General features: G+C 70.5%; 19 protein-coding genes. 15 read left to right on the forward strand and 4 right to left on the reverse strand.

Annotated elements, in window-relative coordinates:
* Positions 1 to 37 precede the first annotated feature (37 nt).
* From OG811_RS15465 to OG811_RS15490, 6 genes are all read left to right on the forward strand, one after another.
* Positions 38 to 994 carry a hypothetical protein gene (locus OG811_RS15465; protein WP_406075123.1) on the forward strand — a complete coding sequence of 319 codons (957 nt, stop codon included), beginning with the start codon at positions 38 to 40 and terminating at the stop codon, positions 992 to 994.
* Positions 995 to 1,157: 163 nt separating this feature from the next.
* On the forward strand, positions 1,158 to 3,701 hold the full coding sequence (locus OG811_RS15470; RefSeq protein ID WP_406075125.1) for a bifunctional FO biosynthesis protein CofGH: 2,544 nt from the start codon (positions 1,158 to 1,160) through the stop codon (positions 3,699 to 3,701).
* Between the two features lie 161 nt (positions 3,702 to 3,862).
* Positions 3,863 to 4,141, forward strand: a complete 279-nt coding sequence (locus OG811_RS15475; protein WP_406075127.1) for a hypothetical protein — start codon at positions 3,863 to 3,865, stop codon at positions 4,139 to 4,141.
* 51 nt (positions 4,142 to 4,192) lie between these two features.
* Entirely contained in the window at positions 4,193 to 5,587 is a 1,395-nt protein-coding gene (locus OG811_RS15480; protein WP_406075128.1) for a DUF4331 domain-containing protein, read from the forward strand.
* A gap of 20 nt (positions 5,588 to 5,607) precedes the next feature.
* Entirely contained in the window at positions 5,608 to 5,937 is a 330-nt protein-coding gene (locus OG811_RS15485) for a phospholipase (RefSeq protein WP_406075130.1), read from the forward strand.
* A 468-nt stretch (positions 5,938 to 6,405) separates the two neighbouring features.
* Entirely contained in the window at positions 6,406 to 6,663 is a 258-nt protein-coding gene (locus OG811_RS15490) for a WhiB family transcriptional regulator (RefSeq protein ID WP_007455784.1), read from the forward strand.
* A 55-nt stretch (positions 6,664 to 6,718) separates the two neighbouring features.
* On the opposite strand, the gene OG811_RS15495 is transcribed toward OG811_RS15490, so the two are convergent.
* Entirely contained in the window at positions 6,719 to 7,174 is a 456-nt protein-coding gene (locus tag OG811_RS15495; protein ID WP_406075132.1) for a metallopeptidase family protein, read from the reverse strand.
* Between the two features lie 153 nt (positions 7,175 to 7,327).
* On the opposite strand from OG811_RS15495, the gene OG811_RS15500 reads away from it, so the two are divergent.
* Complete coding sequence (locus tag OG811_RS15500) at positions 7,328 to 7,702, forward strand: DUF3499 domain-containing protein (RefSeq protein WP_406075133.1); 375 nt, start codon at positions 7,328 to 7,330, stop codon at positions 7,700 to 7,702.
* Positions 7,703 to 7,780: 78 nt separating this feature from the next.
* On the opposite strand, the gene OG811_RS15505 is transcribed toward OG811_RS15500, so the two are convergent.
* Positions 7,781 to 9,187 carry an NAD(P)/FAD-dependent oxidoreductase gene (locus OG811_RS15505; RefSeq protein ID WP_406075135.1) on the reverse strand — a complete coding sequence of 469 codons (1,407 nt, stop codon included), beginning with the start codon at positions 9,185 to 9,187 and terminating at the stop codon, positions 7,781 to 7,783.
* Positions 9,172 to 10,518, reverse strand: a complete 1,347-nt coding sequence (locus OG811_RS15510; RefSeq protein ID WP_406075137.1) for an aspartate aminotransferase family protein — start codon at positions 10,516 to 10,518, stop codon at positions 9,172 to 9,174. Before OG811_RS15510 ends, OG811_RS15505 begins: the two co-directional genes overlap by 16 nt.
* A gap of 561 nt (positions 10,519 to 11,079) precedes the next feature.
* Here OG811_RS15510 and OG811_RS15515 point away from each other — a divergent pair.
* Both OG811_RS15515 and OG811_RS15520 read left to right on the forward strand, forming a co-directional pair.
* Complete coding sequence (locus tag OG811_RS15515; protein WP_406075752.1) at positions 11,080 to 11,823, forward strand: Scr1 family TA system antitoxin-like transcriptional regulator; 744 nt, start codon at positions 11,080 to 11,082, stop codon at positions 11,821 to 11,823.
* Entirely contained in the window at positions 11,814 to 12,008 is a 195-nt protein-coding gene (locus tag OG811_RS15520; protein WP_406075139.1) for a DUF397 domain-containing protein, read from the forward strand. The genes OG811_RS15515 and OG811_RS15520 overlap by 10 nt, the downstream gene beginning before the upstream one ends.
* An 86-nt stretch (positions 12,009 to 12,094) precedes the next feature.
* On the opposite strand, the gene OG811_RS15525 is transcribed toward OG811_RS15520, so the two are convergent.
* On the reverse strand, positions 12,095 to 12,607 hold the full coding sequence (locus tag OG811_RS15525) for an Lrp/AsnC family transcriptional regulator (protein WP_406075141.1): 513 nt from the start codon (positions 12,605 to 12,607) through the stop codon (positions 12,095 to 12,097).
* A 209-nt stretch (positions 12,608 to 12,816) separates the two neighbouring features.
* Between OG811_RS15525 and OG811_RS15530 the strand changes: the two genes are divergently transcribed.
* Genes OG811_RS15530 through OG811_RS15555 form a run of 6 tightly spaced genes read left to right on the forward strand, consistent with a single transcriptional unit; the run spans position 12,817 to position 19,525 of the window.
* Complete coding sequence (locus tag OG811_RS15530; RefSeq protein ID WP_406075143.1) at positions 12,817 to 14,001, forward strand: PotD/PotF family extracellular solute-binding protein; 1,185 nt, start codon at positions 12,817 to 12,819, stop codon at positions 13,999 to 14,001.
* On the forward strand, positions 14,001 to 15,158 hold the full coding sequence (locus OG811_RS15535; RefSeq protein ID WP_406075144.1) for an ABC transporter ATP-binding protein: 1,158 nt from the start codon (positions 14,001 to 14,003) through the stop codon (positions 15,156 to 15,158). Before OG811_RS15530 ends, OG811_RS15535 begins: the two co-directional genes overlap by 1 nt.
* Positions 15,155 to 16,066: an ABC transporter permease gene (locus OG811_RS15540; RefSeq protein WP_406075146.1), complete on the forward strand. Its 912-nt coding sequence runs from the start codon at positions 15,155 to 15,157 to the stop codon at positions 16,064 to 16,066. The genes OG811_RS15535 and OG811_RS15540 overlap by 4 nt, the downstream gene beginning before the upstream one ends.
* Positions 16,063 to 16,905 (forward strand): ABC transporter permease, encoded by an 843-nt coding sequence (locus tag OG811_RS15545; protein WP_406075148.1) that lies wholly within the window; start codon positions 16,063 to 16,065, stop codon positions 16,903 to 16,905. Before OG811_RS15540 ends, OG811_RS15545 begins: the two co-directional genes overlap by 4 nt.
* Positions 16,902 to 18,323, forward strand: a complete 1,422-nt coding sequence (locus tag OG811_RS15550) for an NAD(P)/FAD-dependent oxidoreductase (protein ID WP_406075149.1) — start codon at positions 16,902 to 16,904, stop codon at positions 18,321 to 18,323. Before OG811_RS15545 ends, OG811_RS15550 begins: the two co-directional genes overlap by 4 nt.
* Positions 18,323 to 19,525: a saccharopine dehydrogenase family protein gene (locus tag OG811_RS15555; RefSeq protein ID WP_406075150.1), complete on the forward strand. Its 1,203-nt coding sequence runs from the start codon at positions 18,323 to 18,325 to the stop codon at positions 19,523 to 19,525. Before OG811_RS15550 ends, OG811_RS15555 begins: the two co-directional genes overlap by 1 nt.
* Positions 19,526 to 19,798: the final 273 nt, after the last annotated feature.

Here is a 19,798-nt window from a genome sequence, read left to right on the forward strand (position 1 = left end):
CGTGCGCCCTGTCCGTTCATGCCCCGAGGGGGAGCTCGTGACCAGCCCCGCCGAGCCTGCGTCCTCCGACGCGGCGCAGGCCCGTCAGCTGACCAAGCCACTACGCGAGCTCACTGCGCTCGCGCTGCTCGGCGCCAACGCCGTGTTCCTCTTCGTGGGCCTGCTGCGGTTGATCGCCCCGAACGACTACAGCTCCTTCACCGGCCGGGCGGGCAGTGCCTTCTTCGCGTTCATCGGGGTGGAGGCGGTGGGCCTCCCGCTGCTGGCCGTGCTGCTGGCCACGCACATCTCGCCGGTGCTGCCGAAGGCGAAGCTGATCACGCAGGTGGCTCTCGGTGAGTACGCGGTCAGCGCACTGTTCGGCACGCTGACCATGCTGATCTGGACGGTCGGCCGCCTGGCCGATGCCGAGGTGCTCGACGCGCTCCTCGGTGTGCTCGCCCGGTTCGCCTGGATGGCGATCTTCGCGGTCGCCGCCTGGGTGGTCTACACGGTCTGGCGCGCGCACTACTACGTGCCGCGGCCCAAGCCCCAGCCGGGCGTCTACGGCCAGCCGCAGCCAGGCTGGCCGCAGCAGCCGGGTGGTTGGCCGGCTCCGGGGCAGCCCGGTGGTCAGCCGGCAGGCGGGTGGCCGACCCCCGGCCAGCCCGGTGGTGGCTATCCGCCGGCGCAGCACCCCGGCCAGTACGCCCAGCCCTCCCCGCCGTTCCAGGCACCGCAGTCCGCGCCGCCGTTCCCGCAGTCCGCGCCGCCGTTCTCGGCTGCGCCGCAGTCCGCGCCTCCGGCGAACCCGGCCCCCCGGTCCGCGCCGCCGTCGCCCGCCTCGCCGCCGTTCGGGCAGCCGCCGTCGGCCGACCCGACCCAGGCCATTCCGCGCCAGTCGGCAGACCCGACGTCCGCCGACCCGACCCAGGCGATCTCCCGCCCCGTCGAGCCGGACACCGACCGCACCCAGCAGATCAAGCCGGGCGAGCACCCCGACCAACCCCGCTGACCGAGCCACGGCTCAGGTTCTGTGATCACTTGATGCTCAGTAGTCGTCAGCGAGTCCGCTGAGCTGCTGAGCATCAAGTGATCAAGAGTGCGGACGCGTGCCGTTTCCCACGGTGCGGGCCGGGACTGGTGGGCCGGGCTCGCGCTGCGCATAGGCTGAGCGGATGGTTGATCGCACCCACTCCGGCCCGAGCGACGCGAGCGTGCGGCGGGCCCTGGGCCGGGCCGTGACCGGGCGGGCTCTGGACGTCGACGAGGCGACCGCGCTGCTGTCCGCTCGCGGTGACGCGCTCGATGAGCTGCTCCGGGTGGCCGGTGGGGTCCGGGACGCCGGGCTGCGTGCGGCCGGGCGGCCGGGCGTGGTCACGTACTCCAAGAAGGTCTTCATCCCGCTGACCCGGCTCTGCCGGGACCGCTGCCACTACTGCACGTTCGCCACCGTGCCGCACCGCCTGCCGGCGCCGTTCCTCGACCGCGACGAGGTGCTGGCCATCGCTCGGGCCGGAGCCGCGCAGGGCTGCAAAGAGGCCCTGTTCACCCTGGGTGACCGGCCGGAGGAACGTTGGCCGGCGGCCCGGAGCTGGTTGGACGAGCGTGGCTACGACTCCACCCTGGACTACCTGCGCGCCTGCGCGGTGGCGGTGCTGGAGGAGACCGGTCTGCTGCCGCACCTCAACCCCGGGGTGCTGTCCTGGTCGGAGTTGCAACGACTCAAGCCGGTCGCGCCGAGCATGGGCATGATGTTGGAGACCACCGCGACCCGGCTGTGGTCCGAGCCTGGTGGCCCGCACTACGGCTCACCGGACAAGGAGCCCGCGGTCCGGCTGCGGGTGCTTGACGACGCCGGCCGGGTCGGGGTGCCGTTCACCACCGGCATCCTGATCGGCATCGGGGAGACCCCGGCCGAGCGGGTGGAGGCGCTCTTCGCGATTCGCCGCGCACACCGGGAGTACGGCCACCTCCAGGAGGTGATCGTGCAGAACTTCCGCGCCAAGCCGGACACGGCGATGCGCGGCATGCCCGACGCGGAGCTGCACGACCTCGCTGCCACGGTGGCGGTGGCCCGGCTGCTGCTCGGGCCGAAGGCCCGGATCCAGGCCCCGCCGAACCTCATCGCCGGCGAGTACGACCTGCTGCTGCGCGCCGGCATCGACGACTGGGGCGGCGTCTCCCCGCTCACCCCGGACCACGTCAACCCGGAGCGCCCCTGGCCGCAGATCGAGGAGTTGGCCCGGCGCACCGAGTTGGCCGGGTTCACCCTGCGGGAGCGGTTGACCATCTACCCCGAGTATGTGCGCGCCGGCGACCCGTGGCTCGACCCCAGGCTGCTGCCGCACGTCGGCGCCCTGGCCGATGCGACGACGGGGATGGCGGTCGAGTCGGCCATGCCGCAGGGCCGCCCCTGGCAGGAGCCGGAGGAGGTGTTCGGCGGGCGGATCGACCTGCACGCCACGATCGACACCGCCGGTCGGACCGACGACCGGCGGGGCGACTTCGACAGCGTCTACGGCGACTGGTCCGAGGTCGCCGGCAAGGTCACTCCCGAGGCGGCGGCGCGGCGAGCGGACGTACCCCCGGCGTTGACCGGCAGTGGCGCGGACCGTGCCGTAGCGGCCGGACTGCGGCTGGCGGCCGACGACCCGGCGGCGCTGCTCGATCCCCGGCACACCGACGCCGCGCTGGCGCTGTTCGGTGCGGACGGGCCGGCGCTCGACGAGCTGTGCCGGCTCGCCGACGACGTGCGACGGGACGCGGTCGGCGACGACGTCACCTACGTGGTCAACCGCAACATCAACTTCAGCAACGTCTGCTACGTGGGCTGCCGGTTCTGTGCCTTCGCGCAGCGCGAGCGGGACGCCGACGCGTACCGGCTCTCCGTCGGGCAGGTCGCCGACCGGGCCGAGGAGGCGTGGGCGGCGGGGGCCAGCGAGGTCTGTCTCCAGGGCGGCATCGACCCGAAGATGCCGGTCACCGGGTACGCCGACATCGTGCGCGCGATCAAGGCCCGGGTGCCCGAGATGCACGTGCACGCGTTCTCACCCATGGAGATCGTCACCGCCGCCGCGAAGGCCGGCGTACCGGTGCGCGAGTGGCTGACGCAGTTGCGCGAGGCAGGGCTGGACACTATCCCCGGCACCGCCGCGGAGATCCTCGACGACGACGTGCGCTGGGTGTTGACCAAGGGCAAACTCCCGGCCGCCGCCTGGGTCGACGTGGTCAGCACGGCCCACGAGCTGGGCATCCGGTCCAGCTCCACCATGATGTACGGCCACGTCGACCACCCCGGGCAGTGGCTGGCGCACTTCCGGGTGCTGGCCGGGGTGCAGGACCGCACCGGCGGGTTCACCGAGTTCGTGGCGCTGCCGTTCGTGCACACCAACGCCCCGATCTATCTGGCCGGCATCGCCCGCCCCGGGCCGACCTGGCGGGAGAACCGGGTGGTGCATGCCATGTCCCGGCTGCTGTTGCACGGCCGGATCGACAACATCCAGTGCTCCTGGGTGAAGCTGGGCGACGAGGGCACGGTGGCGATGCTCCAGGGTGGCTGCAACGACCTGGGCGGCACGCTGATGGAGGAGACCATCTCCCGGATGGCCGGCTCCGACAACGGATCGGCGCGTACCGAGGAGCAGTTGCGGGCCATCGCGAAGGCGGCCGGACGTCCGGCGCGCAAGCGAACGACCGCGTACGGTCACGCTCGGCCCTGAGGTCGAACCTTTCCCCGTCGCCGGCCGTACCACGCGGTGCCGGCGGCGGTCGCGGCGAGGACTGCCGCCGGTGTTCCCCAAGGGGCCCGGCGGCGTCGTTGGACGGCACCGGACCCGTCCGTCCCCGCGGGCGCGTTCGCGCCGCCGCCGAAAGGTTGCCCATGACCAGTGATCAGCGGAAGCGGCCCTGGCCGCGACTGACCCGCAGGCAGACGTTGACCGCCGCGGCCAGCGCCACCCTCGGCGCCGCCGCACTCACCGTGCCGGGCCTGTCGGCCGCGCAGAACGCCCCGGGCGCGGCCGGACGAGCCGACGAACCGATCGTCGTGCACCTGCGTGACGCCGATTCCGCAACGATGGACGTCTTCGTCGGTGAGGCTCGGATCGAGGTACGCGACCGCAGTCTGGCGGACCGGCTCCGGCGTGCCGCCCGGCGCTGACCCGACACTCCGCCCCGCCATCCTGTTCCCGCCCAGTGAGGTTGGTCCGCCATGTCTTCCCACCGCGAGGCTCCGGAGATAGCCAAGGATCCGGTCGCCGACAGCTCCGACCTGTACGCGTTCGTCAGCCCCGACAAACGCGACACGGTCACGTTGATCGCCAACTACGTACCGTTGCAGCTCCCCTCCGGGGGCCCGAACTTCTTCGAGTTCGGCGACGACGTGCGTTACGAGATCCATATCGACAACGACGGCGACGGCCGTCCGGATGTCACCTACCGGTTCGAATTCACCACCGAGATCACCAATCCGAACAGTTTTCTCTACAACACCGGCCCGATTGATTCGCTGGACAGCAAGGACTGGAACCGGCGGCAGTTCTACAGCCTGACCCGGGTGGCCGACGGCCGTGAGCACCGGCTGGCACACAAGCTGCCCTGCCCGCCGTGCAACGTCGGCCCGCTGTCCACTCCGAAGTACGCCGAGCTGGTGCGGCAGGCCACCTACTCGCTCTCCACGGGGGAGCGGGTCTTCGCCGGGCAGCGCGCGGACGGCTTTTTCGTCGACCTGGGTGCGATTTTCGACCTCGGCACTCTGCGGCCGTTCCAGCAGCTGCACGTGGCTGGCAAGAAGATCTTCAAGGCCGAGGGGGAGCCGGTCAACGCCACCGACCGGATGAACGTGCACAGCATCGCCGTCCAGGTGCCGCTGGACCGGGTGCGGCGACGCGCCAACCGTTACGGTGCCGGTGACCGGGCGTCGGTGATCGGGGTGTGGACGTCGGCGTCGCGCCGGCAGGTGCGGGTGCTCGGCGACCGGGGCGGGGCGGACACCGCAACCGGCCCGTTCACTCAGGTTTCCCGGCTGGGAAATCCGCTGTTCAACGAGGTTATCGTGCCGATGTCCAAGAAGGACCTGTGGAATTCGCTGCCGCCGTCCGAGGACAAGCGGTTCGCGCAGTTCGTCGAGCAGCCGGAGCTGGCCGCGTTGCTGCCGGCGCTCTACCCGAATGTCTTCCCCAACCTGGACCGGCTCACCAAGGCGAAGAAGGCCCGCGCCGACCTGGTGGCGATCCTGCTCACCGGCGTACCGGCCGGCCTGATCGACGGCTTCACCAACGCCACGGGCGAGGTGCAGGCTGACATGCTGCGGCTGAACACCGCGATCCCGCCGACCCCCCGTCCGGACCGGTTCGGGGTGCTCGGTGGGGACCTGGCCGGATTCCCGAACGGGCGGAGGGTCGGCGACGACGTGGTCAGCATCGCGTTGCGGGCGATCGCCGGGGTGACCGTCCCGCTGGTGGACAAGGCGTTCCGCCCGGACGCGGCGGCCGCCGCGGTCACCCCGGGGTTGAGCGCCGCCGACGTGACCGCACCGTTCCTTAAGAACTTCCCCTACCTGGGTACGCCGTACGACGGGTTCAACAACCCGCCGGCGGCGTCCTGATCGGCGCGGGGGAGCAGGGAATGCACGAGCACGCGTACGGGCCGTCGGAGACCGGGAGTGTCGTCCTCGATGTGGGGGGCGACACCGGTGCCCTGATCGTCTACACGGGCCGGGATCTGCACGGCCGGGAGATCGAGATCAGCCGGGGCGATGACCGGCGGGTCCACTCGGCGGTGCGGGAGCGCCGGGTGCGGGATGGCTCGATCCACGGTGCGGTCTATCCCGATCTGCCCGAGGGAACTTATACCATCTGGTGGGACCAGAGTACGCCCGCCGGCACGGTATCTGTCCATGGTGGAGGAATAGCCGAGTTCGTCTGGCCGAGCAGCAGTTCTGGGGCTGCTGGCTGATCTCGAAACACCGAGTTTCCCGTCGCGCCCCGTCCACATTGTGGGCGGGGCGCAGGCGCTGTTCGCGGCTCGGCGGGCAGTCTGCGCCGCGCCGCGTTAACCTTTCCCCCACCAAGATCAGCTTTGGGGGAAGGTGTCGTCTGGTGTGTCCTATGCGGCCATGGCGGCGACTCGTCGGGGGAGCGCCACGGCAGAAAAGTCGGGCAACTCGCCGGAGAGGGCGTTACTCGGCCGGGGTCTGAATCGATAGGGCAGGTTGCGAGGCTGGACGGCCCGAGTGGCCGACCGGGGGTGTCGGGAGAGCGACTCCATTATCAAGTTTGGCTTGACGGCGCACGCATTACACGCGTGTAATTTGAATGGGGTTGTTCGCACGGAACGCAACAAAACGGACCGGACGGACAAGCACGCCTTTCGCGTGGGGGGTTGCAGCGGCGATGACGCCGGTGCGCGACAAGGAGGCATTTGATGGACGGCCAGCTTGAGGTGGCCGACCTGCTCGGAAACGCGCCGGAGTGGCAGGAGCGGGCGTTGTGCTCGCAGACCGACCCCGAGGCGTTTTTTCCCGAGAAGGGCGGCTCGACCCGCGAGGCGAAGCGGATCTGTTCGCGTTGCGAGGTCAAGACCGAATGCCTCGAATACGCTCTGGGTCACGATGAGCGGTTCGGCATCTGGGGTGGGCTCTCCGAGCGGGAGCGGCGCAAGTTGAAGCGGCGGGCCGCCTGAGCGGTGCGAGTCGGGGCGGTGGGGGCCGTCCGACTTTCCCGCGTGGGGGCTCGGCTCAGGCGAGCTCGTCGGGGTCGATCCCGAGGAGGTTCGCCACCTGTTCGATGATCACGTCATGCACGAGATCGGCGAGGTCCTCACGGTCCATCGCCCGGAACTCCAAGGGCCGTCGGTACAGCACGATCCGCGGCGGCACCTCCTGCCGGCCTGGGCGGCCGGGAAGCAGCCGGGCCAGCGGGACCTCGCCGTCCTCCAACACGTCGGTGTCGTAGACGTTCAGGTCCGGCGGGACGTCCTCGACCGCGAACTCGACCCCTGCCAACTCCTTGGCGAACCGGCGCTCCAGCGTCTCGACGGTGTCCAGGACCAGGTCGTCGAAGACCTCGGCCTTGGTCCGCGCCAGCGGCACGGTGGCGGGCACCAGCCGCCCGCGCAGGCCACGCCCGTGCCGGTCACGATGCGCACGCCGGCCGGAGCCGGGGCGGCGGTGTTCCGGGTTCGGGCTCGTCATGAGGCAAAGGGTAGCGCCCGCGCCGGGCTGGTCACCGGCAGCGCCGCTCCTGTGGCGCGGCGCGCCCGGGACGGCCAACTGTGATCACCATGACGGGCGTGTCGCAACGCGAAGCGATGCGCCGGACCCGGTAATGGAGATACCCTGCCGCACGTGAGGTCACCACGGCGCTGCTCCCGTAACGGCTGCCCCCGGCAAGCGGTCGCCACATTGACCTATGTCTACAACGAGTCGACAGCGGTGGTGGGACCGCTGGCGGCGTTCGCCGAGCCGCACACCTATGACCTGTGTGAGCCGCACGCCCGCAGCCTGACCGCACCACGTGGCTGGGACGTGGTCCGGCACGAGGGCGAGTTCGAGCCGCCGCCGCCCACCACCGACGACCTGGTCGCACTGGCCGAGGCGGTCCGCGAAGCCGCCCGCCCAGCCCCGAGGCCGCCGGAGGGCACGCCCGACCGGTCCCACCCCGACCAGTCCCACTCCACCGGCCGTCGAGGCCACCTCCGCGTCATCCCCCCGAACCACTGACCCGCCGCCAAGGGTTGGTCCTTGCTGCTTGGCTTCGCGAAGCGGCCCTGATCGGGAGGAAGTAGGTCTACTTCCGAGTTAGTTGCCCAGGAGGCGCGAGAAGGTAGCCGCTCGGCGGGAGGGGCGGTTGGTGCGGGATTCGACCCCGTCGGCGGAGGCCATGACCCGTAGGCCGACGTTCACGGCCAGCCAGCGCAGGGGTTCGGGTTCCCAGCGGGGTGAACGGTGGTTCACCCAGGGCAGGGTGGTCAGCTCGGTGCGCTCACCACGGATCAGGTCGGCCAGGGTGCGGCCAGCGAGGTTGCTGGAGCCGACACCGTCCCCGACGTAGCCGCCCGCCCAGGCCAGCCCGCTGGCGCGGTCGAAGCCGACCGAGGCCGCCCAGTCCCGGGTCACCCCGAGCGGGCCGCCCCAGGCGTGCGTAACTCGCAGGTCCGGGCCGAGCACCGGAAACAGCTCACCGAGGGTCCGCCGCAGCGTGGTGAAGACCCGTGGCTCGCGGTCGTAGCCGGGGGAGACCCGGGACCCAAAATGGTAGGGAGCACCGCGCCCGCCGAACGCCAACCGGCCGTCCGCGGTGCGCTGCCCGTAGACGATCACGTGTCGGTGGTCGGAGAACGTCTCACGCTGAGCCAGCCCGATCCTGGCCCAGGTCTCCGCCGGCAGCGGCTCGGTGGCCACCATCAGCGAGTACACCGGTGCCACGGCGCGTCGCTGACCGGGCAGCATGGGCGTGTACCCCTCGGTCGCCCGGACCACCACCGGCGCCCGTACCGTGCCAGCCGCGGTGATCGCCGCGCCGGCCCGGATCGCGGTGACCGGGGTGCGCTCGTGGATCGTCACCCCGAGCCGTTCCACGGCCCGGGCCAGGCCGCGGACCAGCTTCGCCGGGTGCACCGCAGCGCAGTGCGGGGTGTACGTCCCACCGCGTACCCCCTCGGCGGCGCACCGGGCGGTGGCCTCGCCGGCGTCGAGCAGCGCCAGGTGCTCCGCGCCGAAGCCGAACGCGCGGGCCTCGTCCACGGCGGCCCGCGCCCGGGCGAGCTGTGGGCCGGTGCGGGCCAGGGTGACCGTGCCGCCGTCGGCCCAGTCGCAGTCGATGCCCTCCACCGTGACCACCCGGCCCACCTCGCGGACCGTGCCGTGCAGGGCCCGCTGCATGGCGACCGCCGCGTCCCGGCCGTGCCGGCGGGCCAGCCCGGTCAGCGAGGTGGGGAAGAGCGCCGAGCACCAGCCGCCGTTGCGGCCGGATGCCCCGTACCCCGCGATCTCCATCTCCAGCACGATGACCCGCAGCGCCGGGTCGGCGCGGGCCAGGTGGTACGCCGTCCACAGCCCGGTGTAGCCGGCGCCCACGATCACCACGTCAGCGTCCGCGTCGCCCGGCAGTGCGGGACGAGGGGTCAGCGGGCCGTCCAGGGTGGACAGCCAGTACGACAGATCCCGGTAGTGCCCGACGGGGTCGCCGCTCAGAGCCGTGCCCATGCCTCGGTGAGGACCGTGCGCAGGATCTGCTCGATCTCGTCGAAGTGCTGCTGCTCGGCGATCAGCGGCGGGGCGAGCTGCACGACCGGGTCGCCCCGGTCGTCGGCACGACAGTAGAGGCCGGCCTGGTACAGCGCCGTGGAGAGGAAGCCGCGCAGCAACCGCTCCGAGTCGGCCTCGTCGAAGGTCTCCCGGGTCGTCTTGTCCTTGACCAGCTCGATGCCGTAGAAGTAGCCGTCGCCGCGGACGTCGCCGACGATCGGCAGGTCGTACAGCTTCTCCAGGGTCGATCGGAAGGCGTCCTCGTTGGCGCGTACGTGCCCGACCAGGTCTTCGCGGGCGAAGACCTCCAGGTTGGCCAGGGCCACGGCACAGGAGACCGGGTGCCCGCCGAAGGTCACCCCGTGGGCGAACATGCCGGTCTCGGTGAGGAACGGCTCCATCAGCCGGTCGCTGGCGATCATCGCGCCGAGCGGCGCGTACCCGGAGGTGATGCCCTTGGCGGTGGTGATGATGTCCGGCTGGTAGCCGTAGCGCACGGCGCCGAAGTATTCGCCCAGCCGGCCCCAGGAACAGATGACCTCGTCGGAGACGAGCAGCACGTCGTACGCGTCGCAGATCTCCCGGACCCGCGCGAAGTAGCCGGGCGGGGGTGGGAAGCATCCGCCGGAGTTCTGCACCGGCTCCAGGAAAACCGCGGCGACCGTGTCCGGCCCCTCCCGTTCGATGGCCCGACCGATCTCGTCGGCGGCCCAGCGGCCGAACGCCTCGGCGTCGTCGCCGTGCTCGGGTGCCCGGTAGAAGTTGGTGTTCGGCACCTTGATCGCGCCGGGCACCAGCGGCTCGAAGTCGCTCTTGATGCCGGGCAGGCCGGTGATCGACAGCGCGCCCATCGAGGTGCCGTGGTAGGCGATGTAACGGCTGATCACCTTGTACTTGTTGGGCTGGCCGGTGCGCTTGAAGTATGCCCGGGCCAGCTTCCACGCAGCCTCGACCGCCTCGGAACCGCCAGTCGTGAAGAAGACCCGGTTCAGGTCGCCGGGGGTGAGCGCGGCGATCTTCTCGGCCAACTCGACGGCCTTCGGGTGGGCGTACGACCAGAGCGGGAAGTAGGCGAGCTCGCCGGCCTGCTTGGCGGCGGCCTCGGCCAATTCGGTGCGGCCGTGGCCGGCGTTGACCACGAAGAGCCCGGCGAGCCCGTCCAGGTAGCGGCGACCCTGCGCGTCCCACACGTACGCGCCCTCGCCGCGCACGATGGTTGGCACCTCGCCGGCGGAGTAGCTCGCCATCCGGGTGAAGTGCATCCAGAGGTGGTCGGTGGCGTTGGCCATGTCAGCCCCATCGGTCGTCGGGCCGGTTCAAGGGGTGACGCCGGCCGCTCTGCCCACGGTTATCGCACAGTATGACTGGCGACGCAAGTGTGATCGGTTGTACTCAGGCCTGCCAGCGACGAATTCAGCGAGCGTGAGGCTTGGTGGCGACGGAATCCGCATATCCACTCGGCCCTGCTCGTCGCCGCCCGGCGCAGGACTGGTGACCCTGGTTCGCGGTCCTTGCTCTGCTTCAACGGACGCAACGCCGCACGTCCGGTATTCGGACACCGGGTGTTGCGCCGGGTGAAGCAGAGCAAAGGACGCCACGATGGCCCGGTCGGCCCGGTTGATGTCGAGTGGATCAAGCGAGTCGATCAGCCGGGACGGGGGCGGGGCGTCTCTGGGGCAGTTGCGGAGCGTTTCGGGTGGGCGCCAACACGTCCACCACAACACGCCGGTAGGCGGGGGACATCGACACGCAGCGTGGCTATCCTGCGCCGCAGGGTGCATCGAGCGTAGTCGCAGCGTGTACCTGGCGGGCGGGAGGATCCGGTGGCGAACGAGGCGTTGCGGGTGGCGATGGCCGAGGCGGGGGAGACGGTCGAGTCGTTGGCCGTGAAGGTCCGCGTCGACCCGAAGACGGCGGCGCGGTGGCTCGCCTCGGGGCGCATCCCGCATCCGCGTACCCGGATCGCGGTGGCCCACGTCCTGAGCCGCGACGCCGCCGACCTCTGGCCCGAGCCGTTTCGCCGTCGCGACCTGCCGTGGTTCCGCCCCTGGGCCGAACTCGAACAGGACGCCACCTCGCTGCGGTCGTATCAGCCGCTGCTGGTTCCAGGCCTACTCCAGACCGAGAGGTACGCCCGCGCGGTGCTGGCCACCGGCGGGTTGGTGGCACCGGCCGAGGTGGACCAGATAGTGGTGAGCCGGCTGGAGCGGCAGGCGGTCCTGTGCCGCGACGCCCCGCCGCAACTCGTCGCGGTGATCGACGAGGTGGTGCTGCGCCGGCCGGTCGGCGACGGGTCGGTGATGGCCGGGCAACTCAAGCACCTCGCGGCGGTGGCCGAGTGGGAGCACGTGCAGGTTCGGGTGATCCCGGCCGAGAGCCCGTGGCACACCGGCCTGGCCGGGCCCTTCGTGCTGGGCCGCCTGCCCGACGGGACGGAATTGGCGTATCTCGACAACCAGCTGCGCGGTCAGGTGGTGACCGATCCCATCGACATCGCTAACCTGGGACGCAGGTGGGAGAGCGTCGCAGGCGAGGCGCTGCCCCGGCGACGCTCAACCGAGCTGATCAGGGAAGTGGCCGAGACATGGACATGACCGACGCCCGCTGGCGTACCGCGACCCGCAGCAGCAACAACGGCGGCGACTGCGTCGAGGTCGCCGACAATCTGCCGGGCCGGGTGCTGGTGCGGGACAGCAAGGACCGCGACGGCGGCACTCTGGCCTTCGCGCCGGCCGCCTGGACGTCCTTCGTCGGCGCCTTCCGCCAGAACCCTCGTTGATCCACTCGGGTTCATTGAAGTCGGGGCGTCGGGACCACCGGGACACCGCGACTTCCTGAAAGCCGAGTGGATCAAGGCCGTGAGCGTCAGGCCGTGCCCCAGGTGTAGGTCTGCTTGCGCAGCTTGAGGTAGACGAACGCCTCGGTCGCCAGCACTCCGGGGACGGCGCGCAGCTTCTGCAGGATCTCCAGCAGGTGGTCGTCGTTGCGGCAGACCACCTCGGTGAGCAGGTCGAACGACCCGGCAGTGATCACCACGTAGTCGACCTCCTCCAGCTCGGCCAGCCGGTCGGCCACCGCCTCCAGGTCGCCGTCGGTACGCAGGCCGATCATCGCCTGGCGGGGGAAGCCGAGCTGGAGCGGATCGGTCACCGCGACGATCTGCATCACCCCGGCGTCGAGCAGCCGCTGCACCCGCTGTCGTACCGCCGCCTCGGAGAGCCCGACCGCCTTGCCGATCGTCGCGTACGGCCGGCGGCCGTCCTCCTGGAGCTGCTCGATGATCTGCTTCGCCACGTCGTCCAACAGAATGTGACCGGATCCTTCACGCACGGCGACGCGCCGCCCGCCGGTGTTGCTCTCCTGCTGCCGGTTCGTCATCGATCGCTCCCCATGTCCATTCCCCGGGCTGAGCCTAATGCCATCGGGCAGTGTGGCGTAATTCGTCGTCCATTGCTATTCCCGCAACGGAATCCCTTGTGGGGGTCGTCACCTCATGTCAGGATCAGTCGTCCCAGGCACCTGACCCCTCCCGCCGGCGCGTCACCCCCGTTACCGCCGCCGACGGACGACCCCCTAGGAGTCGTCATATGCGAACTCCCCTGAAGCCCCTCACCCGGCGTGGACTGCTCACCGGGACCCTCGGTTCGGCGGCCCTGCTCGCCGCGGGTGGCGCGCTGGCCGGTTGCGGCACCAAGGCCGCGACCCAGACCGAGGAGGGCTGCAAGAGCGAGGACCTCTCGGCCACGGAGAAGAAGCTGGCCTTCGCCAACTGGCCGCAGTACCTGGACGCCGACGAGAAGGACGAGTCGAAGCGGCCCACCCTCGACGCCTTCTTCAAGAAGACCGGCATCCAGGTCACGTACACCGAGGACATCAACGACAACAACGAGTTCTTCGGCAAGGTGCAGAACCAGCTCGCCGCCTGTCAGAGCACCGGCCGGGACGTCATGGTCCTCACCGACTGGATGGCCTCCCGGATGATCCGGCTCGGCTGGATCCAGAAGCTGGACAAGGCGAAGCTGCCGAACGTCGAGGCCAACCTGCTGCCGTCGTTGCGCAACCGCGCCTTCGACTCGGACAACCAGCTCGCCATCCCGTGGCAGTCCGGCCTGGCCTGCCTCGCCTACAACGCCAAGGTGACCAAGGAGATCCGCACCGTCGACGAGCTGCTCACCAGGCCCGACCTCAAGGGCAAGGTGACCGCGCTGTCGGAGATGCGGGACACCATGGGCCTGCTGCTGCAGTCCAACGGGCACGACCCGTCGAACTTCACCACCGCCCAGTTCGACGACGCGCTCAGCAAGCTCAAGAAGGCCGTCGACTCCAAGCAGATCCGCAAGTTCACCGGCAACGACTACGCCCCGGACCTCGCCAAGGGCGACATCGCCGCCTGCATCGCCTGGTCCGGCGACGTGGTCCAGCTCGGCTTCGAGGACGAGAAGATCAAGTTCGTGGCGCCGGAGTCGGGCGTGATGCTCTGGTCGGACAACATGCTGGTGCCGAACAGGGCCAGCCACAAGGCCAACGCCGAAGAGATGATCAACCACTACTACGACCCGGCGGTGGCCGCGCAGCTCGCCGCGTACGTCAACTACATCTGCCCCGTCAAGGGCGCGCAGGCCGAGATGGAGAAGATCGACCCGGACCTGGCCAAGAACCCGCTGATCTTCCCGGACGAGGCGATGCTGTCGAAGTCCAGGGCGTTCATGGCCCTGGACGAGAAGCAGGAGAGGGAGTACGAGTCCAAGTTCCAGCAGGTCATCGGGGCGTGATGACGATGGGACACGAGTCACCGGCCGGCGACCTGAGGCTGGCCGACCTCACCAAGCGGTTCGGCGTCTTCACCGCGGTGGACGACCTCAGCCTGACCATCCCGCAGGGCTCGTTCTTCGCCCTACTCGGGGCGTCCGGCTGCGGCAAGACCACCACCCTGCGGATGATCGCCGGCCTGGAGGAACCGACCAGCGGGCAGGTGCTTCTCGGCGACCGGGACATCGCCCGGCTGCGACCGTACAAGCGACCGGTGAACACCGTGTTTCAGAGCTACGCGCTCTTCCCGCACCTCGACATCGCGGAGAACGTGGCCTTCGGGCTGCGCCGGCGCGGCATCCGCACGGTGGACGACCAGGTCCAGCGGATGCTGTCGCTGGTGCAGCTCGACGGCTACGGCCGCCGCCGTCCCGCCCAGCTCTCCGGCGGGCAGCAGCAGCGCGTCGCCCTGGCCCGCGCCCTGATCAACCACCCCCAGGTGCTGCTGCTCGACGAGCCGCTGGGCGCGCTGGACCTGAAGCTGCGCCGGCAGATGCAGATCGAGCTGAAGCGGATCCAGACCGAGGTCGGGATCACCTTCGTGCACGTCACCCACGACCAGGAGGAGGCCATGACCATGGCCGACACGGTCGCGGTGATGAACGCCGGGAAGATCGAGCAGCTGGGCGCCCCGGCCGACATCTACGAGTTCCCGGCCACCGCGTTCGTGGCGAACTTCCTCGGTCAGTCCAACCTGCTCGCCGCCGAGGCCGCGGGCATCGCCGGCGCCGACGTGCCGGTCACCGCCCACGGCGCCCGCTTCTCGGTGCCCGCCGACCGTGCCCGCGCCGACCAGGGCGCGGTCTACCTGGGAGTACGCCCGGAGAAGCTGCACCTGGTCGGCTCCGCCGAGCAGGTTCCCGGCGGCCACCAGCACCTCGAAGGGGTGGTCACCGACGCCTCCTACGTGGGAGTGAGCACCCAGTACCTGATCCGGACCGGCTGGGGCAGCGAACTCTCCGCGTTCGCGGCGAACAGCGGTGCCGGCCGACAGCTCCCGGTCGGTGCGCCGGTGGTGGCGTACTGGGATCCCCGGCACGCCTTCCTGCTGCCCCGCGAGCCCGGCCAGGACGACCGCACCGCTCCGCTGCTGGACGAGCCGGTGGGTGCGCCGTCATGACCGCGCTCGCCCAGGTACCCACCGCGTCGGGGCCGGCGGCCGCACCACCGCCGCCCCGACGCGGGCGGCACCGGCTGCTGCCGTACCTGCTGCTGCTGCCCGGCGCGGCCTGGCTGTTCGTCTTCTTCGCCCTGCCGCTGCTCCAACTCGCCGCGGCCAGCCTCTACGACCCCACCGGATCGCTCTCCACCGGGTACGCGCTGACCTGGGCGTTCGGCAACTACCCGGACGCGTTGCAGGCGTACTGGCCGCATTTTCTCCGCTCCTTCCTCTACGCCGGGATCGCGCTGGTGCTGGGCCTGCTGATGGGCTATCCGCTGGCGTACGCGATCGCCCAGAAGGCCGGCCGGTGGAAGCACCTGCTGCTGGTCTGCGTGGTCGCCCCGATGTTCACCAGCTTCCTGGTGCGCACCCTGGCCTGGAAGACCATCCTGTCGGACAACGGCGCCGTCGTCGGGCTGCTGCGCGACGTGCACCTGCTCGGCGCCGACGGCCGGCTGCTCGCCACCCCGGTCGCGGTGATCCTCGGCCTGACGTACAACTTCCTGCCCTTCCTGGTGCTGCCGCTGTACGCGAGCCTGGAGCGGCTGGACTACCGGCTGCTGGAGGCGGCCAGTGACCTGTACGCCAGTGGAGTGCAGGCGTTCCGCCGGGTCACCCTGCCGCTGTCGATGCCCGGCCTGATCGCCGGCACGCTGCTCTTCTTCATCCCGGCCACCGGCGACTACATCAACGCCGTACTGCTCGGCACCCCGAGCGAGTACATGATCGGCAACGTCATCGACTCGGCGTTCCTGGTCCGGCTGGACTACCCGCAGGGCGCGGCGCTGTCGTTCCTGCTGATGGCGGCGATCCTCGCGGTGGTCTTCGTCTACCTGCGCAGGGCCGGCACGGAGGAGGTGCTGTGAGGGTTTCCCGTTGGCTGGCCGACCGCTGGGTGATGGTCGTGGCGCTGCTGGTGCTCGGCTACCTGGCACTGCCGGTCCTGGTGGTGGCCGCGCTGTCGTTCAACCGCCCGTCGAGCCGGCTGTCGTACGACTTCAACGAGTTCACCCTGGACAACTGGCGTCAGCCGTGTGCCACCTCGGACATGTGTGACGCGGTGGTCCGCAGCGTGCAGATCGGCTTCATCGCCACCGTGGTCGCCACGGTGCTCGGCACCCTGATGGCGTTCGCGCTGGTCCGGCATCGCTTCCGTGGCCGGTCCGGCATCAACGTGCTGATCTTCCTGCCGATGGCCACCCCGGAGCTGGTGATGGGCACGTCGCTGCTGGCCCTGTTCGTGTCCGCCGGGGTGCCGCAGGGCTTCTGGACGATCGTGATCGCGCACGTGATGTTCTGCGTGTCGTTCGTGGTGGTCACCGTCAAGGCGCGGCTGGCCGGCATGGACCGGCGGCTGGAGGAGGCCGCCATGGATCTCTACGCCAACGAGTGGCAGACCTTCCGGCGGATCACCCTGCCGCTGGTGCTGCCCGGCATCGTGGCCGCCGCGCTGCTCGCCTTCTCGTTGAGCTTCGACGACTTCATCATCACGAACTTCAACGCCGGCACCACGGTCACGTTCCCGATGTACGTCTGGGGTGCTGCCCAGCGGGGCATCCCACCGCAGGTCAACGTCATCGGCACCGCGATGTTCGCGATCGCGCTGCTGCTCGTCGGGCTCAGCTCGCTGCGCGGTCGGCAGGCCCGTCGCGCCAACCTGCTGGCCGGCCCGGCGCACGCCCGTCCGGCACGTCGTACGTCATGACCCTCCCGCATACCGGCCGGGCGCTCGCCGACGCGGCGCCCGTGCCCTACTGGCTGGACCGCCCGGACCGCCCCGATCCGTTGCCGCCACTCGTCGGCAGGCAGACCGCCGACCTGCTGGTGATCGGCGGTGGCTACAGCGGATTGTGGGCCGCCCTGCTGGCCAGGCAGGCCGACCCCGACCGTGACGTGCTGCTGCTCGACGCCGGGACCTGCGGGTGGGCCGCGTCCGGGCGCAACGGCGGGTTCTGCGCCGCCTCGCTGACTCACGGGCTCTCCAACGGCGTCGACCGGTTCCCCGACGAGGTCGGTGAGTTGGAACGCCTCGGCCGGGAGAACCTGAACGCCATCGCCGCCGCCGTCGCCGATCTCGGCATCGACTGCGACTTCGAACGCACCGGCGAGTTGGCCGTCGCCGTCGAGCCGTACCAACTCGACGGGCTGGCCGCCGACGCCGAGCTGGCCCGCCGGTACGGCCACCAGGTGCGGCTGCTCGACCGGGACGAGGTGCGTGCCGAGGTGCACTCGCCGACGTACCTGGGTGGGATGTTCGACGCCGACCGGGTGGCCATGGTGGACCCGGCGAAGCTGGCCTGGGGGCTGCGCCGCGCCTGCCTCGACCTCGGCGTACGCGTGCACGAGCACACCCGGGTCACCGGGCTGCGCGCCGACGGTGCCGCTCTGCACGCGCGGACGGCCGGCGGACCGGGCGCCGCACCCGGCTCGGTGCGTGCGCGGCGGGTGGTGCTGGCCACCAACGCGTTCCCGCCGCTGCTACGGCGACTGCGGGCGTACCTGGTGCCGGTCTACGACCACGTGCTGATGACCGAGCCGCTCACCCCGGCCCAGCGCGACGCGATCGGTTGGCACAACCGGCAGGGGTTGGCCGACACGGCCAATCAGTTCCACTACTACCGGATCACCGCCGACGGGCGGATCCTCTTCGGCGGCTACGACGCGGTCTACCACTACGGCAACCGGGTCGCGCCGGAGCTGGAGCAGCGCGCCGCCACCTTCACCACCCTCGCCGAACACTTCTTCACCACGTTTCCGCAGCTCGCCGACGTGCGCTTCAGCCACCGCTGGGGCGGCGTCATCGACACCTGCACCCGGTTCTGCCCGTTCTTCGGCACCGCGTACGGCGGTCGTCTCGCGTATGCCGCCGGCTACACCGGGCTCGGCGTCGGAGCCACCCGCTTCGGTGCCCGGGTGCTCCTCGACCTGCTGGCCGGCGGGGACACCCCGCTGACCGGGCTCGACCTGGTGCGCCGCAAGCCACTGCCGTTCCCACCGGAACCCGTCCGTGCGATCGGCATCAATCTCACCCGCTGGTCACTGGCCCGCGCCGACGCGCGCGAGGGCCGGCGCGACCTCTGGCTCCGTACTCTCGATCGTCTCGGTTTGGGGTTTGATTCCTGATGCGTATCCTGCTCGTCGGCGCCGGTGGCGTCGGCTCCGCCGCTGTAGCCATCGCCGCCCGACGGTCCTTCTTCGAGACCATGGTGGTCGCCGACCACGACTTCGCGCGCGCCGAGCGTGCGGTCGCCGGGCACGGTGACCGTTTCGTCGCAGCCCAGGTCGACGCGTCCTCGGTCGACGCGGTCACCGCGCTGTGCCGGGAACACCGGATCACCCACGTGCTCAACGCCGTCGACCCACGGTTCGTCATGCCGATCTTCAACGGTGCGTTCGCGGCCGACGCGGACTACCTGGACATGGCGATGTCGTTGTCGCACCCACACCCGATCCGCCCGTACGCCGAGATCGGGGTGATGCTCGGCGACGAGCAGTTCGCCCTGGCCGACGCCTGGTCGGCGGCCGGTCGGCTGGCGCTGTGCGGCATCGGCGTCGAGCCCGGCCTGTCCGACGTGTTCGCCCGCTACGCCGCCGATGAGCTCTTCAGCGAGATCGACGAGATCGGCGTCCGGGACGGGGCGAATCTCACCGTCGACGGCTACGACTTCGCGCCCTCGTTCTCCATCTGGACCACCATTGAGGAGTGCCTGAACCCGCCGGTGGTCTGGGAGAAGGACCGGGGCTGGTTCACCACCGAACCGTTCTCCGAGCCGGAGGTCTTCCACTTCCCGGAGGGCATCGGCCCGGTCGAGTGCGTCAACGTCGAGCACGAGGAGGTGCTGCTGATCCCGCGCTGGGTCAAGGCCAGGCGGGTCACCTTCAAGTACGGCCTCGGCGACGAATTCATCGAGGTGCTCAAGACACTGCACAAGCTCGGCCTGGACGCGGTCTCCCCGGTGCGGGTACGCGGCGTCGAGGTGTCCCCGCGCGACGTGGTGGCCGCCTGCCTGCCCGACCCGGCCACCCTCGGCGACCGGATGCGCGGCAAGACCTGCGCCGGCACCTGGGTGCGCGGCCTCGGCCCGCAGGGGCAGCCCCGGGAGGTCTACCTCTACCACGTGGTCGACAACGAGTGGTCGATGCGGGAGTACGGGCACCAGGCGGTGGTCTGGCAGACCGCCGTCAACCCGGTCGTCGCGTTGGAACTGCTCGCCACCGGCGCGTGGTCCGGCGTCGGGGTGCTCGGGCCGGAGGCGCTGCCCCCGACGCCCTTCCTCGACCTGCTGAACGGCTACGGCTCGCCCTGGGGCATCGAGGAGCGTTGAGCCCGCCTGCTGACGACATCTCGACACATCGTTCGTCGCGCCCTGAGGATCGACTATGGGATGACGCGATGTGCGCGGATCTGCGGGGATTCGCGGCTTTCGTAGGCCGGTGACAGCCGCCGATCGGCCCTGCCCGGCCAGCCTGGAGGGTTGCCGCAGGTGCCGACTCGTCGCCAAAGAAAGCGCCCACCGATCCGTCCGGCAAGGCGAAAGGTGCAGGTGACAAGCGCGACGGGGGATATTGCACGCAGTGTTTGCGACGACACTCATCGC

Origin of the sequence: Micromonospora sp. NBC_01638 (genome assembly GCF_045209745.1) — a bacterium.
Classification (GTDB): Bacteria; Actinomycetota; Actinomycetes; order Mycobacteriales; family Micromonosporaceae; genus Micromonospora.